The sequence below is a fragment of the Stenotrophomonas sp. 86156_Sma genome, assembly GCF_056481625.1.
In genome coordinates this window covers 741817-757616 of sequence record NZ_CM151157.1, presented here as the reverse complement: position 1 = coordinate 757616, position 15800 = coordinate 741817, and the positions used below count along the sequence as shown (strand labels likewise).

The 15800-nt window shown below is 67.4% G+C and carries 13 protein-coding genes and 1 riboswitch; of the genes, 6 read left to right on the top strand and 7 right to left on the bottom strand.

What is annotated here, in order from left to right; translation table 11 throughout:
- Positions 1-53 precede the first annotated feature (53 nt).
- Positions 54-2765 (bottom strand): phosphoenolpyruvate carboxylase, encoded by a 2712-nt coding sequence (ppc, locus tag ACZK33_RS03350; protein WP_423175516.1) that lies wholly within the window; start codon positions 2763-2765, stop codon positions 54-56.
- Positions 2766-2937: 172 nt separating this feature from the next.
- Positions 2938-5454 carry a S9 family peptidase gene (locus tag ACZK33_RS03345; RefSeq protein WP_478454110.1) on the bottom strand — a complete coding sequence of 839 codons (2517 nt, stop codon included), beginning with the start codon at positions 5452-5454 and terminating at the stop codon, positions 2938-2940.
- 120 nt (positions 5455-5574) lie between these two features.
- Positions 5575-5658, top strand: a riboswitch (S-adenosyl-L-homocysteine riboswitch).
- Positions 5659-5694: 36 nt separating this feature from the next.
- Between ACZK33_RS03345 and ahcY the strand changes: the two genes are divergently transcribed.
- From ahcY to ACZK33_RS03330, 3 genes are all read left to right on the top strand, one after another.
- Positions 5695-7140: an adenosylhomocysteinase gene (gene ahcY / locus ACZK33_RS03340; RefSeq protein WP_014036003.1), complete on the top strand. Its 1446-nt coding sequence runs from the start codon at positions 5695-5697 to the stop codon at positions 7138-7140.
- Between the two features lie 279 nt (positions 7141-7419).
- Positions 7420-7893, top strand: coding sequence for a Cys-tRNA(Pro) deacylase (gene ybaK / locus ACZK33_RS03335; RefSeq protein WP_049399794.1), 474 nt, complete (start codon positions 7420-7422; stop codon positions 7891-7893).
- Positions 7893-8396, top strand: a complete 504-nt coding sequence (locus ACZK33_RS03330) for a hypothetical protein (RefSeq protein WP_049425051.1) — start codon at positions 7893-7895, stop codon at positions 8394-8396. Before ybaK ends, ACZK33_RS03330 begins: the two co-directional genes overlap by 1 nt.
- On the opposite strand, the gene ACZK33_RS03325 is transcribed toward ACZK33_RS03330, so the two are convergent.
- Positions 8393-9025, bottom strand: coding sequence for an energy transducer TonB (locus ACZK33_RS03325; RefSeq protein WP_149908791.1), 633 nt, complete (start codon positions 9023-9025; stop codon positions 8393-8395). The genes ACZK33_RS03330 and ACZK33_RS03325 overlap by 4 nt on opposite strands.
- Before the next feature lie 91 nt (positions 9026-9116).
- Entirely contained in the window at positions 9117-9674 is a 558-nt protein-coding gene (locus ACZK33_RS03320; protein ID WP_423175272.1) for a DUF3228 family protein, read from the bottom strand.
- 136 nt (positions 9675-9810) lie between these two features.
- Between ACZK33_RS03320 and ACZK33_RS03315 the strand changes: the two genes are divergently transcribed.
- Positions 9811-11328, top strand: coding sequence for an amidohydrolase family protein (locus tag ACZK33_RS03315; RefSeq protein ID WP_423175273.1), 1518 nt, complete (start codon positions 9811-9813; stop codon positions 11326-11328).
- Between the two features lie 6 nt (positions 11329-11334).
- On the opposite strand, the gene ACZK33_RS03310 is transcribed toward ACZK33_RS03315, so the two are convergent.
- From ACZK33_RS03310 to ACZK33_RS03300, 3 genes are read right to left on the bottom strand one after another with little or no spacing between them, the layout of a single operon-like run.
- The gene (locus ACZK33_RS03310; RefSeq protein WP_049461615.1) at positions 11335-12066 is read right to left on the bottom strand and encodes a LytR/AlgR family response regulator transcription factor; all 732 of its coding nucleotides are present in this window, start codon (positions 12064-12066) and stop codon (positions 11335-11337) included.
- On the bottom strand, positions 12063-13109 hold the full coding sequence (locus ACZK33_RS03305) for a sensor histidine kinase (protein WP_423175274.1): 1047 nt from the start codon (positions 13107-13109) through the stop codon (positions 12063-12065). The genes ACZK33_RS03310 and ACZK33_RS03305 overlap by 4 nt, the downstream gene beginning before the upstream one ends.
- 24 nt (positions 13110-13133) lie before the next feature.
- Positions 13134-14060 carry an alpha/beta fold hydrolase gene (locus tag ACZK33_RS03300; RefSeq protein ID WP_423175275.1) on the bottom strand — a complete coding sequence of 309 codons (927 nt, stop codon included), beginning with the start codon at positions 14058-14060 and terminating at the stop codon, positions 13134-13136.
- Between the two features lie 203 nt (positions 14061-14263).
- On the opposite strand from ACZK33_RS03300, the gene metF reads away from it, so the two are divergent.
- Positions 14264-15091, top strand: coding sequence for a methylenetetrahydrofolate reductase [NAD(P)H] (metF, locus tag ACZK33_RS03295; protein WP_049399801.1), 828 nt, complete (start codon positions 14264-14266; stop codon positions 15089-15091).
- 40 nt (positions 15092-15131) lie between these two features.
- Positions 15132-15716 carry a DUF4124 domain-containing protein gene (locus ACZK33_RS03290; RefSeq protein WP_132809205.1) on the top strand — a complete coding sequence of 195 codons (585 nt, stop codon included), beginning with the start codon at positions 15132-15134 and terminating at the stop codon, positions 15714-15716.
- Positions 15717-15800: the final 84 nt, after the last annotated feature.

Sequence of the window (15800 nt, the reverse complement as noted above, 5' to 3'; positions counted from 1 at the left end):
AGCGGCCGGCACTACCATTTCGAATTCGCCGGGCCACGCCCGGCGGATGCATTTCACCCGGTGTTCTGCACACCCTGCGAAACACCGTTCACGCAGGCCACCAGCGCGCGCAGCAGGTCTTCATCCTCGCGCCCGCTCTCGCGCCAGCGCTGCAGCAGATCCACCTGCAGCACGCTGATCGGATCGACGTACGGATTGCGCAGGCGGATCGAAAGCGACAGCCGCGCATCGTGGTCGAGCAACGTCTGCTGGCCCATCAGCGCCAGCAACCAGTGCCGGGTCAGTTCCAGTTCGCGCTGTACCTGCGGGAAGAAGCGCCCGTGCAGGTCGCCCGACAACAGCGAGAACTGCTCGGCAATGGTGATATCCCCCTTGGACAGCACCATCGCGATGTCGTCCAGGAAGGTACGGAAGAACGGCCAGTCACGTGCCATCTCGCGCAGGGTCTGCTCGTGACCAGCATCGACCGCCGCCTGCAGGCCGCTGCCCACGCCGTACCAGCCGGGAATGACGGCACGCGCCTGGCTCCAGGCGAACACCCACGGAATCGCGCGCAGGTTGCCCAACGCCGCGTCCTGGCCGAGCCGGCGCGACGGACGCGAACCCAGCGTCATCCGCTCGATCACGTCGATCGGCGTGGCCGTGCGGAAGTAGTCCATGAAGCCAGACTGGCCGACGAAGGCGCGGTACACCTCGCTGCTGGAGCCAGCGACCACATCCATCACCGGTCGCCACTCATCCTCGCGGGGTTCGGCAGCCCGCGGGCGGAGGCTGGCGCGCAACACCGCACCCGTAGCCTGTTCCAGCGAGCGCAGCGCCAGCGCACGGATGCCGTATTTGCGATGGATCACCTCGCCCTGCTCGGTCACCCGCAGGCGGCCATCGATGCTGCCGCGCGGCGACGCATCCACCGCGTGCGTGGTCTTGCCACCACCACGGCTGATCGAACCACCACGGCCATGGAAGAAGGTCAGGCGGATGCCGGCCTCGGCCGCCACCTCCAGCAGTTCCACCTGCGCGCGTTGCAGGCCCCAGCGCGAAGCAGCGATGCCGCCGTCCTTGCTGCTGTCCGAATAGCCCAGCATCACCATCTGCACGTCATCGCGTGCATGCAGGTGTGCGCGGTACACCGGATCGGCCAGCAGGTCGCGCAGGGTCGCGGTGCCACGCTTGAGGTCGTCCACCGTCTCGAACAGCGGCGCAATATCCAGCGGCACCGAACCGCCCTCTTCCACCAGGCCGCCACGGCGTGCCAGCGCCAGCACGGCCAGCACGTCACTGCGGTCGTGTGCCATCGAGATGATGTAGCTGCCCAGCGCATCGCCACCATGGCGCGCACGCGCATCGGCCATCGCCGCAAATACCGCATCCAGACGCTGGTTGCCTTCGTCGTCGCCCTTCGACAACGGCGCGTCACCACTGGCATGCGGCGCCAGCAGACGCGCGCGGCCCAATGCGTCCAGACCGTCCCACGCCGCGTCGCCGCCCAGCACGGTGGCCAGCGCGCGCGCGTGCACGCTCGATTCCTGGCGCACGTCCAACCGCGCCAGATGGAAACCGAACGTCTTCACCCGCCACAGCAGGCGCTGCACGGCGAAGCCACCGGCATGTTCGCCGCGGTTGGCGCGCAGGCTGTCGAGGATCAACTGCAGGTCGTCGATCAGTTCATCGGGGCCGGCGTAGGCGCCTTCGCCGTCATCCAGCGTGGCCTGCAGGCGTGCACGCATGCGGTCATTGAGCAGGCGGTAGGGCATGTCGGCATGGCGCGGGCGCGACTGCACCTGCGGCAGCAACTGGTGGTACTGCGCCACGCGCGCCTGCAGTGCATCGCTTACGCCCACCCGCTCGGTGGACTGGCTGAGCAGGCTGGCCAGCTGCAGCAGTTCCTTCTGGTAACGGCCCAGTACCGCCTGCCGCTGCGCATCCAGCGTATTGCGGATGGTATGGGCATCCACGTTCGGGTTGCCGTCCATGTCGCCGCCCACCCAGGTGCCGAAACGCAGCAGGCGCGGCAGCGGCAGTTCTTCGTCATAGGTATCGCGCAACGCCTGCTGCAGCGATTCGTACAGCACCGGAATCACCCGGTACAGCACCTGCACCAGATAGAAGCCGACGTGCTCGCGTTCGTCATCGACGGTGGGCCGCACCGGCGAGGAATCGGTGGTCTGCCACGAAGCGGTCAATGCCATGCGGAAGCGAGCGGCATCGGCGGCGGCCTCGCCCGGCGTGCGCTGGCCGTCGAGGTTGTCGACCAGGCTGGCCACCATCAACTGCTCTTTTTCCAGCAGCGCGCGGCGTACCGCTTCGGTCGGGTGTGCGGTGAACACCGGTTCGATGTCGATGCGTGGCAGCCACTGCGCCAGCTCGTCCAGGCCCACCCCCTGTGCCTTCAGGTGCTGCAGTGCATCCTGCAGGCCATCGGGCTGCGCCCCTGCGGTACCGGCGCGCTGGTAGTCACGGCGACGGCGGATGCGATGCACGCGCTCGGCGATGTTGACCACCTGGAAGTAGGTGCTGAAGGCCCGCACCATGGTTTCGGCCTGCTGCGGCGTGCGCCCGGCCAGGCCATCGGCCAGCTCCGACAACGGCGCCTGATTCTCGCGGCGGGCGATGGCGCGGGTGCGCACGTCTTCCACATCGTCGAGGAAGGCGGCGGAGACCTGTTCAACCAGCAGGTCGCCAACCAGCGCGCCGAGCCGGCGCACGTCATCGCGAAGCGGAAGATCGGGGGAAGCAAACTCGATGCTGCTGCGGTACTCGTTCATCGGCGACGCACAGGCCTCGGTCAACGGATCCAGACCCCAAGCCTAAACCAGAACGGGCATCGTGCTGCGATGCAAAAATGGTTTCATCTGGTAGTGCCGGCCGCTGGCCGGCAACCTCAGGTCGCGTGAGTCCATGAGGTTGCCGGCCAGCGGCCGGCACTACCGGGTCACGTCAGCGCTTCTTCTTCGCCTTGCCCTGCTCGGCCGGGCCGATGGTCTGTTCCAGCCAGCGCTCGCTTTCGGCCAGCATGGTCATGATCGATTCGCGTGCGCGGTAGGCATGCGATTCGTTCGGCAGCATCACCAGACGCGCGGTGCCACCCAGGCCCTTCACCGCGGCGAACATGCGCTCGCTCTGCATCGGGAACGTGCCGGAGTTGTTGTCGTCCACACCGTGGATGAAGAGGATCGGATCCTTGATCCTGTCGGCGTAGTTGAACGGCGCCATCTTCTGGTAGACGTCCTGCGCCTGCCAGTAGTTGCGCTCCTCGGCCTGGAAGCCGAACGGCGTAAGCGTGCGGTTGTAGGCGCCGCTGCGCGCGATGCCCGCCTTGAACAGGCGCGTATGCGCCAGCAGGTTGGCGGTCATGAACGCACCGTAGGAATGGCCACCAATGGCGATGTGATCGCGATCGGTCACGCCACGGCGCACCACTTCATCCACGGCTGCCTGCGCGTTGGCCACCAACTGTTCGATGTAGGTGTCGTTCGGCTCCTTGTCGCCCTCGCCGATGATCGGCATCGACGGGCTGGCCAGCACCACATACCCCTTGGCCAGGAACGCCTGCGGGCCCCAGTAGCTGACCGCATTGAAGCGGTACGGCGAATCGGTCACCTGGCTGGCCGCAGCCGCACTCTTGAACTCGCCCGGGTAGGCCCACATCAGCAGCGGCCGCGGGCCGTCGCGCTTCGGGTCGTAGCCCGGCGGCAGCAGCAGGGTCGCGGTCAGGTCGACGCCATCCTTGCGCTTGTAGCGGATCTGCTCCTTCTGCACGCCCTTCAACTGCGGCAGCGGATGCGCGAAGTGGGTCAGCGCACGCGGCGCAGCACCAGCGTCGGCCAGCGACTGCACGTAGAAGTTGGCCGGCTCATCCGGGCTCTCGCGGCTCAGCAGCAGCGAGCTGGCCTGGTTGTCCAGCAGCGCCACCGGCAGCGCATAGCTCGGCGCCTGCGAGTGGAACAGGCGGGTGGCCTTGCCCGTGGCGACGTCGAAGCGGTCCACGAACGGACGATCGCCTTCCGGCGATGCACCGGCACCGGCCAGATACAGGCTGCTGCCATCGGCGCTGGTCTGCAGCAGCGAGCGGCCGCGGTCGTCGCTGGACAACAGCGGCCGGCCCGGATCGGAATAGCGGTCCTGCCCGTCGCGATCCCACAGCAGGCGCGGCTCGGCGCCGGCATTGTCCGGGGCGATCAGCCAGGTCCTGGTCTTGCGCGTCTTCCACCACGACTCGGTCAGCAGGGCCAGGTCGCCACGGCCCCAGTTGATGCCCACCAGACGGCTGCCGAGCTGGGCCAACGTGACCGGCGGCTTGTCGAACGGCGCAGCCTGCATCAGCACCGCATCGCGCACCTTGGCCTCCCTGTTCGGGTCGCCGCCGTCCTGGGCTTCGGCCCAGACCAGCGTGGCATCGGCATCACCACGCCAGCTGATATCGCGCACGCCGGTCACTTCAGCGTCGTTGCCGGTCGGCAAACCTTCCACCAGCGGACGCACGGCCACGGTGTGCACCAGCTTGCCGCTGGCACGGTCGATCACTTCAATGCGACGCGGGAAACTGCTCACCGGCACCACGTAGGAATACGGCCGCTGCACCGGCTGGCGCAGCACGAAGCGGCCATCCGGCGACACCGCGAAGCCCATGAAGATGCCAGCTGCGCCGATCGCGCGGGTGTTGCCATCCAGGCTGACTTCCATCGGCTGGGTGGTGGCGTAGTAATCGAACTGGCGCGCGTCGGCCTCGTTCTTCAGCAGGTCCTGGTAGGTACGGATCGACACCACGCCGCCGCCCTGGCTGGTCTGCTGCACGGCCGGGCCGGTCGGAATGCCGTCGGCGGCCGGGGCCGCACCAAGGTTGGCCGGACGGGTGAACACCACCAGGCCGAGGCTGTCCGGCAGCCACTGGTAGCCACTGCCGATCACCGTGTTCAGGCCGGCGACCAGACGACGGGCGCTGCCGCCGGCCACATCCACCAGCCACAGTTCATTGGCGCCGCTGGCGGCGTCGACCTGGTTGAAGGCCAGCCACTTCTGGTCCGGCGACCACATCACGCTGGCGATCGACAGCGTGGCCGGCAGGCCGCTGATCTGCCGTTCCTTGCCGTCGGCCACGTTCATCAGCCACAGCTTCTCGCCGAAGCTGAAGCGGCTGTCGGAGAAGGTGCGCGGGTTGATGCGCAGGCCGGCCAGCTTCAGTTCCGGCTGCGCCACCACCTGGATCGACGGCAGCGACGGCATCTGCATCATCGCGGCGACATCGCGGCGTGGCGACAGGTACAGCGAAGGCGCGCGCGGCGCGTCGACCACCGCCTGCAGCGCGGCCGACGGCAGTTCGTAGCTGGTGGCGCCCTGGGCCTGTACCTGGGCGGGCTGCGGGGACGCGGCCCAGGCCAGCGGAGCCACCGCCAGCAGTCCCATCGACAGGACCAGACCGGTCCAGCGCCGTGTGCGGCGCGCGTGCATGCTCATCGTTCCACCTGTGTGATGCGTGAAAACACCGACCTTAACAGGCCGTGCACGCGATCCCACCTGCCGATGGTTGGGTCATCCGGATGTCACGCCGGGGCCGCGATATAATGGGGGTTCTCCCCTGCCGAGGGGCGCTGCGACCGGATCCCATGAGGCCCGGCCAGGCTCGGTAAGGTGGCTTTGTAACAACGGCGCCCGGCTAGATGCGAGCACCCGCTCGCCCACAACCGGAGCACACGAATGAACGCTGTTGCCAAGACCTTCTCCACCGAAGGTGATTACAAGATCCGCGACATCACGCTGGCCGACTGGGGCCGCAAGGAACTGGACATCGCCGAGCACGAGATGCCGGGCCTGATGTCGATCCGCCGCAAGTACCAGGCCGAGCTGCCGCTGAAGGGCGTGCGCGTGACCGGCTCGCTGCACATGACCATCCAGACCGCGGTGCTGATCGAGACCCTGAAGGACATCGGTGCCGACGTGCGCTGGGCCTCGTGCAACATCTTCTCGACCCAGGACCACGCCGCTGCCGCCATCGCCGCCACCGGCACCCCGGTGTTCGCCTGGAAGGGCGAGACCCTGGAAGAGTACTGGGACTGCACCCTGGACGCGCTGACCTTCACCCTGGCCGACGGCACCCTGACCGGCCCGGAACTGGTGGTCGACGACGGCGGTGACGTGACCCTGCTGATCCACAAGGGCTACGAGCTGGAAAACGGCAGCGACTGGGTCAACACCGCCTCTGCCTCGCACGAAGAACAGGTCATCAAGAACCTGCTCAAGCGCGTCGCCAAGGAGCGCCCGGGTTACTGGGGCCGCGTGGTCAAGGACTGGAAGGGCGTCTCCGAAGAGACCACCACCGGCGTGCACCGCCTGTACCAGCTCGCCCAGGCCGGCACCCTGCTGATCCCGGCGATCAACGTCAACGACTCGGTCACCAAGAGCAAGTTCGACAACCTGTACGGCTGCCGCGAGTCGCTGGCCGATGGCCTGAAGCGCGCGATGGACGTGATGCTGGCCGGCAAGGTGGCCGTGGTCTGCGGCTACGGCGACGTCGGCAAGGGCTGTGCGGCCTCGCTGCGTGCCTACGGCGCGCGCGTGATCGTCACCGAGATCGACCCGATCTGCGCCCTGCAGGCGGCGATGGAAGGCTATGAAGTCAACACCATCGAATCGACCCTGGGCCGCGCCGACCTGTACGTCACCACCACCGGCAACAAGGACATCATCCGCATCGAGCACCTGAGCGCGATGAAGGACCAGGCCATCGTCTGCAACATCGGCCACTTCGACAACGAGATCCAGGTCGATGCACTGGTGTCGTTCGCCGGCATCAAGCACGTCAACATCAAGCCGCAGGTGGACAAGTACATCTTCCCGAACGGCAACGCGATCTTCCTGCTGGCCGAAGGCCGCCTGGTGAACCTGGGCTGCGCCACCGGCCACCCGAGCTTCGTGATGTCCAACAGCTTCGCCAACCAGACCCTGGCACAGATCGACCTGTGGGCGAACAAGGACAGCTACGAGAAGAAGGTCTACCTGCTGCCGAAGAAGCTGGACGAAGAAGTGGCCCGCCTGCACCTGGAAAAGATCGGCGTGAAGCTGACCACCCTGAGCCAGGAACAGGCCGACTACATCGGCGTGCCGGTGGAAGGCCCGTTCAAGCCGGACCACTACCGCTACTGATGCCTGCGCGGTGCCGGCCAGCGGCCGGCACTACCGGTGCATGCAACACACGGAACGGGCGCCTTCGGGCGCCCGTTCTGCATTCGCGTGTGGCCGTACACCACGTATCCACGCATGGCGTGGATCTACTGATCGTCCGGCCCCAGTAGATCCGCGCCATGCGTGGATATCCCCCAGCCAACCCACAGTAGATCCACGCCATGCGTGGATGTTCCCCACCGGAGCGGGAACAATAGCCTCGGTCAAGGCAACACCCCTGCCCCGCGCTAGGATGCCCCCATGACTCCGGCCATCAACCTGCTCAAGCGCGAGAAGATCGCCCACACCGTGCGCAGCTACGTGCACGATGCTCACGCCGAATCCTATGGCGGCGAAGCCGTCGACAAGCTCGGCCTCGACCCGGCCCAGGTGTTCAAGACCCTGCTGGCCAGCACCGAGACCCACGAACTGCTGGTAGCGATCGTGCCGGTGGCCGGCCAGCTGGACCTGAAGGCCCTTGCCGAAGCGGCCGGCTGCAAGAAGTGCGAAATGGCCGCGGCCGATGCCGCACAGCGCGCGACCGGTTACCTGGTCGGTGGCATCAGCCCACTCGGGCAGAAGAAGCGCCTGCGCACCTTCCTGGACGCCAGCGCGCAGGCATTGCCCGCGCTGCATGTCAGCGCCGGTCGCCGCGGCCTGGAAGTGGAACTGGCACCAGCCGACCTGCTGCGGCTGACTGCCGGCCACTACGCTGCCATCGGCAAGTCACGCTGATGCGCTGGCCCTGGTCTGCAGCACCGATACCCCGGCTCGACGATGCACAGGCCGATGTGCTGCTGCAGGACCTGTTGTCGCGCGATGCAACGCGCATTACCGATGCCGCGCGTACGGTCGCTCGGCTGTTCAGCGCCTCATCGTTGGACGCGCTGGTCGCGCATGTGGATACGATCGAACGCAGCTGCCAAGGCATCGCCCTTGGCGGCATGCTGATCAGCAACCAGGCGCACCTCAAGGCGGCCCTGCAACGGCTGCGCTACTGGCAGGCACGCGAAGGCTGCCTGTGCGCGCTCTACCCATCCTATGTGTTCTTCAGCCCCGAGCCGCTGCTGGAACAAGGTCACGTGCAGCTGCGTGCACGGGGCGAAGCGGAGGACGGCTGGGGCGAATGCTACCGGCTGACGTGCACCTGCTGCGCGCAGCAATGGAGCGCGACCGAGCGCGAATACCACTACACCTGGTGGGAGTGGAAGCCCGAGCCCGCCCTGCAGACGCCTTAGTTGAGCTTGAACGTGACCGTGCCGCGTATCAGGCTCATGCTTGGTGCCTTGCCTGCCGCTTCACGCTCGTAGCGCCAGTCACGCGCGTGCTTGAGCGCCGCCGCATCGAGCAGCGGGTAGCCGCTGGATCGGGACAGGATGATCGCCTGGGTCTTGCCCTGCGCATCCAGCAGCAGCATCAGCTCGACACCTCCCTGCTGGGCCTCGCGCATGGCGGCCGCAGGATACGTCGGGACCGACGAAAGTCGCCGCTGGTGCCAGCCTCCTTCCCGGGCAATCAACGGCGTGCTGGAAGAGAGTGGGCAACGTGCAGGCATCTGCAGGTCGAAGCCTGCAGCCCCTTGCGAAGGCCGGGTGGTGGCTGGCGCACCACAGGCGATCGCCGACACGCTCTGCAGCAACGACTGCTGACGCGAAAGCGCTGCAGCGTCATCCGCTTCCACATGGAACGTGCAGCGCCCCGACGTTGCCTGCGCCTGCAGTGAACCCACGCCGGCATCGCGGATCGGCGTCACGTCGGACAAAGCACCACAGGCAGCGCCTGCATCGTATTTTGCTGCAGAGCCCTCACACGCGGCCAGCAGGCCTGCGGCGACCCATGCGAACGGCATCCAACTGCGAACATCCATCCCTGTGCTCCCTGCGTTGATCCACCGCCATGGTAGCGCCCCGCTGCAATCTTCCCTGTTCACAGGCCGACTGGCCGGCCGCAGCGTGGGCTCACGGCCGCCAGTTGGCGTTGTTCTCCCAGAACTGCACGGCGCGCTGGTAGGCCTCGCGGTCCAGCGGCACGCCGGAACCGCCCTCCTCCACGCCCAGCGCATTGCGCATCATGGTGATCGGCGCCATCGGTACCTCTTCGGGTTCGGCGGTGTAGATACAGCCGACGATGCCCCAGTCGGCCTCGATCGGCGAACCCTCCTTCGCCAGCTGCCCGGCGCTGTACAGGATCACCACCAGATAGTTCGCGCGCGGCGACTCCACGCCCTCGAACCAGCGCACCAGTACCGGCAGTTCCTCGCGGTTGCGCGCTTCGTATCCGCTGCGCAGCTGGTGGCGGTTGGCGTCGGTGACCGGCACCGTCAGGCAACGCGTGCTGGTCCAGTTCTCGTAGACGAACAGCTTGCAGAACGGGGCGTAGCCGTCGAGCACCTTCAGCGGCGCGTGCGCATTGAGGTGTGCCTCGAACTGCTCGGCAGTACAGTCCTGGATGGTGTTGCCACGCGGCACGCGCGGGAACAGGCGGGGACGGGCGAAATCGGTGAGGACGATGGACATGGCGTGGCGTGGTCAGGAGTTCCACCGCACAGGGTAACCGCCCCGGAGGCAGGCAGGGTCGGATGCCGATGGTCACTGGCGCCCGCGTCCGGCTTGCAGCACCCTGCGGGCGACCCAATGCAAGGATCGCCGGCTCATGGATGTAGCACGCGCGTTGCCCCGTTCCGCCCACCGTCGGCGATGGCAGATCGTCCTGACCATCCTGCTGCTGGCGCCGCCATTGCTGTTCGCCGCCGCTCTGCTCTGGCCGCTGTCGGCACCGCCGTTGCCCGAGCCGGGCAACAGCCGCATGATCGTCAACGCGCGGGTGGTGGACGTCGCGCGCGGCCAGGTCAGTGAACCCACCACGGTCACCATCCGCAACGGCACGATCACCGCCGTCGGCGAAGGCATTGCCGTTGCAGCGTTGCCGGTCTTCGACGCCGGCGGCCGCTGGCTGCTGCCCGGCTTCTGGGACATGCACACCCACGCCCTGCAGCTGTCGCCGCAGCTGCAGTTCCCGCTGATGCTGGCCAATGGCATCACCGGCACCCGCGACATGATGGACTGCCCGCAGGCTACCGATCCGCTGATCGCCTGCGTGGCCGACAAGCGCCGCTGGACCGCACAGGCCGTTGCCGGCCAGCAGGTCGCACCGCGCTTCGTGCAGATCGCCAGCTTCTATTTCGAAGATCCAGCGTCGGCGCCGGACACCGCGGCACAGCGTGCGCGCACGTACAGCGCGCGCGGTGTCGACGCGTTGAAGGTCTACAACCGGTTGCGTGCGGATACCTACCAGCGGCTGGCCAGCGAAGCGCGGCACCTGCATCGCCCGCTGGTCGGCCACCTGCCCAGGGCGGTTCCGCTGGAGGACGCGCTTCAGGCAGGCCAGCGCAGTTTCGAGCATGCGCACCTGTTCGTGCGTCATTGCTTCGACAACGCCGCCGCTTGGCGCGGCGGTACGCTGGATGGCGAAGATCCGACCGCACTGGCCGAACGCATGGTCGGTGGCTACCAGCCTTCCGTGTGCAATGAGGCGTTCGGCTTGATGCAGGCCAGCGGCGCCGCGTTCGTACCCACCCATGTCACCCGCGAAGAGGATGCGCGTGCGCGCGACCCCGCCTTCATCAACGATCCACGTCTGGCCTATCTCGATCCACTTTCGCGCTGGGCATGGCGCGATGATCTGACGGCCACCACCGAACGCTATCCTGGCCTGCGCGGCGAAGACGCGTTGAAGGCGTACTTCGAGCATGGACTGGCCCTCACCGGTGCCGCGCACCGTGCCGGCGTCAGCGTGCTGGTCGGCACCGATACCGGGCTGGGTGGCTTCCGCTATCACGAGGAACTGCAGTGGCTGCGGCAGGCAGGCCTGAGCCAGGCCGACGTGCTGCGCGCGGCAACGCTGCACGCGGCGCGTCATCTGGAGCTGCAGGCATCGCATGGCAGTGTCGAGGTCGGCAAAGCCGCCGACCTGGTATTGCTCGACGGCAACCCGCTGCAGGACACCGCCAACACCCGTCGTGTGCACGCGGTGCTGCTGGCCGGGCACCTCTACGACCGCTCGCGGCTGGATGCACTGCTCGCCTACACCCGCGCGCAGGCACGTTCACCGGCGGTGATGGCGCGCCTGCTGTGGGGCTTCATCACCAGCCCGGTCAGTGCCGAGCTGTAGCGGCAGCTACAACGCCATCCGTTCACGCAGTTCACGCGCCTGCCGGCGCGACACCTCCACCTCGCTGCCGTCGTCCAGTGCCAGGTCATAACCATCAGCGATGCTGGGCGTCACGCCTCGGATACGGCGCAGGTTGACCAGCGTGTTGCGGTTGGCACGGAAGAACAGATCCGGCGGCAGGCGTGCTTCCAGCGCACTCAGGCTGCGGGTCAGCAACGCGTTCTGGTCGCGGAACCACAGCCGCGTGTAGTTGCCATCCACCACCAGCCGGCGGATCTCCGAGACCGCGACGAACCAGCAGCGTTCGCCCTCGCGCACGAACACCTGGTCCTGCGCGCCCAGCGTGCTGCGCGGCTCCGGCGTTTCGCCCGCCACCACCTCGCGCTGGCGCGCCCGCTGCAACGCTTCCAGCAAGCGCGGTGCCTCGACCGGCTTCACCAGATAGTCCAGCGCATTGGCCTGGAACGCGCGCACCGCGTAGGTGTCATAGGCGGTAACGAACACCACCGCCGGCACCGCCTCCAGCCCGTCCAGCACATCGAAGCCACTGCCGGACGGCATCTGCACATCCAGCAGCACCAGGTCCGGCGCCAGTGTGGCGATCGCCTCGCGCGCGGCCGGCACATCGTCGGCCTCGCCCACGCACTGCACCCACGGCAGCGCCGACAACAGCGTGCGCAGCTCCTGCCGCGCCAGCCGCGCATCATCAACGATCAATACGCGCAGCACGCCACTCATTGCGGAATCTCCAGCAGGGCCTGCATGCGGTCGCCGACCGGCTGCAGGGTGAAACGACCTTGCGTACCGAGCTGCGCACGCAGGTAGGCCAGGCCGACGCCATGCCCAGGGGTGGGCTCGTTGGCGCTGCCCAGCGGATTATCCACCTGCAGGCGCAGCACGTCATTGTCCAGCGTGGCACGGATCTGCACCTCGCCGCCGCCGGGGCGGCTGGCGATGCCGTGCTTGATCGCGTTTTCCACCAGCAGCTGCAACGCCATCGCAGGCAGCTGCGCCTGCATGGCATCGGCATCGATCTGCTGCCGCACCTGCAGGCGCTGTTCAAAATGGACCGCCTCGATGGCCAGGTAGTCGTCGACCACCGCCAGTTCCTCGGCCAGCGTGACCTGCTCGCTGCGGTTGTGCGCCAGCGCCTGGCGCAGCGTGCGCGACAGGCGGGTGACCATGTCGCGGGCCCGTTCCGGGTCTTCCAGGATCAGCGCACGCAGGTTGTTCAGCGCATTGAACATGAAGTGCGGGTTGAGCCGCGCACGCAGCGCATCGCGCTCCAGGGCGCTGCGTTCGGCCTCGGCGCGCAGGCGGGCCAGTTCCGCCCCGCGTATCCGGCGCAGGCTGTGCAGGCTTGCCCAAAGCGCTGCCCACAGGGCCAGCATCACCGCAGTGGTGTACCAGTAGAGCAGCAGCGCCTTGGGGCTGAAGTCGGCCGTCTGCCGCCCCAGGCTCACCCAGTTCCAGGCCAGCGCCGAGTGCAGCGCGATGTTCACCAGCAGCTGCGCCACTGCCGCGCCCAATGCCACCGACAGCGCCAGCCGCAGCAACAGCCCGGCCGTTCCGCGCGCCCACCAGTCTGCACGCCGCGCCAGCGCGCGGATGGCACCGCTGCATCCAAACAGGGCCAACGCCAGGCCCAGCGTGATCAACACGCCTGCGCTTCCGGCATCGCTGAAATAGGCTTGGCGCAGGCCGATTCCGGCAACGCCATAGAGCGCCCATACCAGCGCATTGAGCAGCCAGAAGCGTACCGTCGAGGAGGAATCCGGCATGTCCATTCCGAGGCGTGTTGAAACTCAGTGGTGGCGGTCGAGGAAGGCCTGCACCTGTTCCTGCAACCAGCGCGGATCATCCCACATCAGGAAGTGGAAACCCTGCGCGCTCATCGCGATCTGTACGCCCTGCAGTTTCGCGTACTGCGACTGGAACACCGCCCGGGTGCCGTCCTCGGTGCCACCCATCGGCTGATAGCCGGCCCAGCTGCCCAGCACCAGCGTCGGTGCGGTGATCGAGGCAATGCTGTCACGCAGGTCAGTGGTCATCACCGCATGCATGGCATCGGCCGTGGTCTGGCGATCGCTGTCTTCGCCCCAGCGGCCCAGTTCGGCCTGGCGCTGAGTATCGCGGGTCATCCCCGGCAGGCCCGCCTTCAACTGCGCCTGCCATTGCGCGGCGTCGGCGGCCAGCATGCCCTTGCGCAGCTGGTCGGCCACCGGCCGCACGCTGTCAGCGGTGGCCTTCGGGTCACGCGCGGCCGGCAGGAATGGCAGGGCGTCAACCACCACCAGCGCGCTGACCGCCTTCGGCTCGGCCTGCGCCATCTGCAGGCCCAGCAGGCCACCGAGGCTGTGGCCAACCACCACCACCGGCCCCAGATGCTGGTCATGCAGGTAGGCCAGCAGCTGCCCGCGCATCGCCGGCAGGAACTCGACCGGGCGCGGATCGGCCGCGAGCGCACCGGCAAAGCCGGGCAACTGCACCAGGTGGCACTGCACGTCCTTCAACGCGCGGCAGGTCTCGCGCCACACCTCGGCGCTGCTGTTGAGGCCGGGAATCATCAGCAGCGGGCGGCCCTTGCCGACCACCTCGACCTGCACCTTGCCCGCCGCCGGGGCGCTGGCGGCGTGCGCCGAGCCGGAGCCGAGCACGGCCATCGCCATGCCGATCATCGCCAGCCGGGCCAGGGCCTTCATTGCATACCAGAGTGCCAGGAAGATCTTCATCGTCTGCTCCTTCGTCAGGTGGGTGGTGCCGGGATGGGCTCAGCGTGCCGCCGGCCATGGCACCCGGGGGGCGATTTCGGAGCAGCGGCCGATCGCCGGGGCGAACGGTCGCAGGCGGCTGACGATATACGCCCGCAGAAATTGACAACATTCATCTTGATGAAGCGATATACTAATCCGCACCCGCCGCTGCCGCCCGTGCCATGACCGCCATCAGCTTCGAGTTCTATCCGCCCAAGACCGACGAACAGCGCAGCCAGCTGGACCGCGCCGCGGCCAGGCTGAAGGACTACGGTCCCGAGTACGTGTCGTGTACCTTCGGCGCCGGTGGCTCGACGCTGAGCTATACCTCCGAGACCGTGCGCCACCTCAACCAGCACCATGGCTTCGATGCCGCACCGCATCTGTCCTGCGTCGGCGGCACCCGTCAGGAAATCCGCGAGCTGCTCAAGCTGTATCGCGCCATCGGCTGCCGCCGCCTGGTCGCGCTGCGCGGCGATCTGCCGTCGGGCATGGGTTTCCCCGGAGACATGCGCTATGCCGCCGAACTGATCGACTTCATCCGCGCCGAGCACGGCGATGCGTTCCATATCGAAGTGGGCGCGTACCCCGAAACGCACCCGCAGGCTTCCGACGCACTGGCCGACCTGAAGCATTTCAAGGCCAAGATCGACGCCGGTGCCGATGCGGCGATCACCCAGTACTTCTTCAACCCTGATGCCTACTTCCATTTCGTCGACGAAGTGCGGCGGCTGGGCGTGCAGGTACCCATCACGCCCGGCATCATGCCGATCGCCAACTTCAGCCAGCTGCGCCGCTTCTCCGAACAGTGCGGTGCGGAGATCCCGCGCTGGATCAGCCGCAAGATGCAGGCCTATGGCGATGATGCAGAGTCGGTGCGTGCATTCGGCACTGAAGTGGTGGCCAAGCTGTGCCAGCGCCTGATCGAAGGCGGCGCACCCGGCCTGCACTTCTACACCTTGAACCTGGCCAAGCCGACCACCTCGGTACTGAAGCTGCTGCAGGGCTGAAAGCACGGCGCGCAAGCGTGATCGGCGCTACCCTGCGAGGATGATCCGGCTTTCCTTCCTGCTGTTGCTGCTGCCGCTGTGCGTTCTGTCGAGCGCCGCCCACGCACAGTCCACGCGCCTGAACCGCTGCACCGATGCCCAGGGCCAAAGCGTCTACACCGACCGGCCCTGCGACAGCCTGGGCGCGCGGTCGCGGTTGCCACCGCCTGCGCCCGCCGGCAACACCCTGCAGCGCGACACCCTGGGGGCACGCTGCCCGCGGCGGCTGAGTGAACTGGTGGACGCGCTGCGCGTCGGCATCGTCAGCAACGATGTGAATCGGCTGTCCTCACTGTATCTGTGGGGCGCGGTTTCCGATGCGGGCGCGCAGCGCATCCTCGGCCAGCTGGAATCGTTGGCGCGGCGGCCCCTGGTGGACGTGGTGCCGGTGTATCCGTCACAGGCGCTGCCGCAATCGCAGGATGAGGATCAGAGCCCTGCCGCGTTGGGATCCGACCCTGTGGCCTCTGTGGCGCGGCATCCCATCGGCCTGCGCCTGGAGCAGACGTTGCCCGGCAGCGCGTCGCGCGCGTCGACGGTGCTGGGGTTGCGGCGCCAGTACGGGTGTTTCTGGATCACGTTGTGATCGCGAGCATCCATCCACGCATGGCGTGGATCTAATGCCTCCATCCCACACGGTAGCGCCGAGCCATGCCCGGCGAGCGAAGCA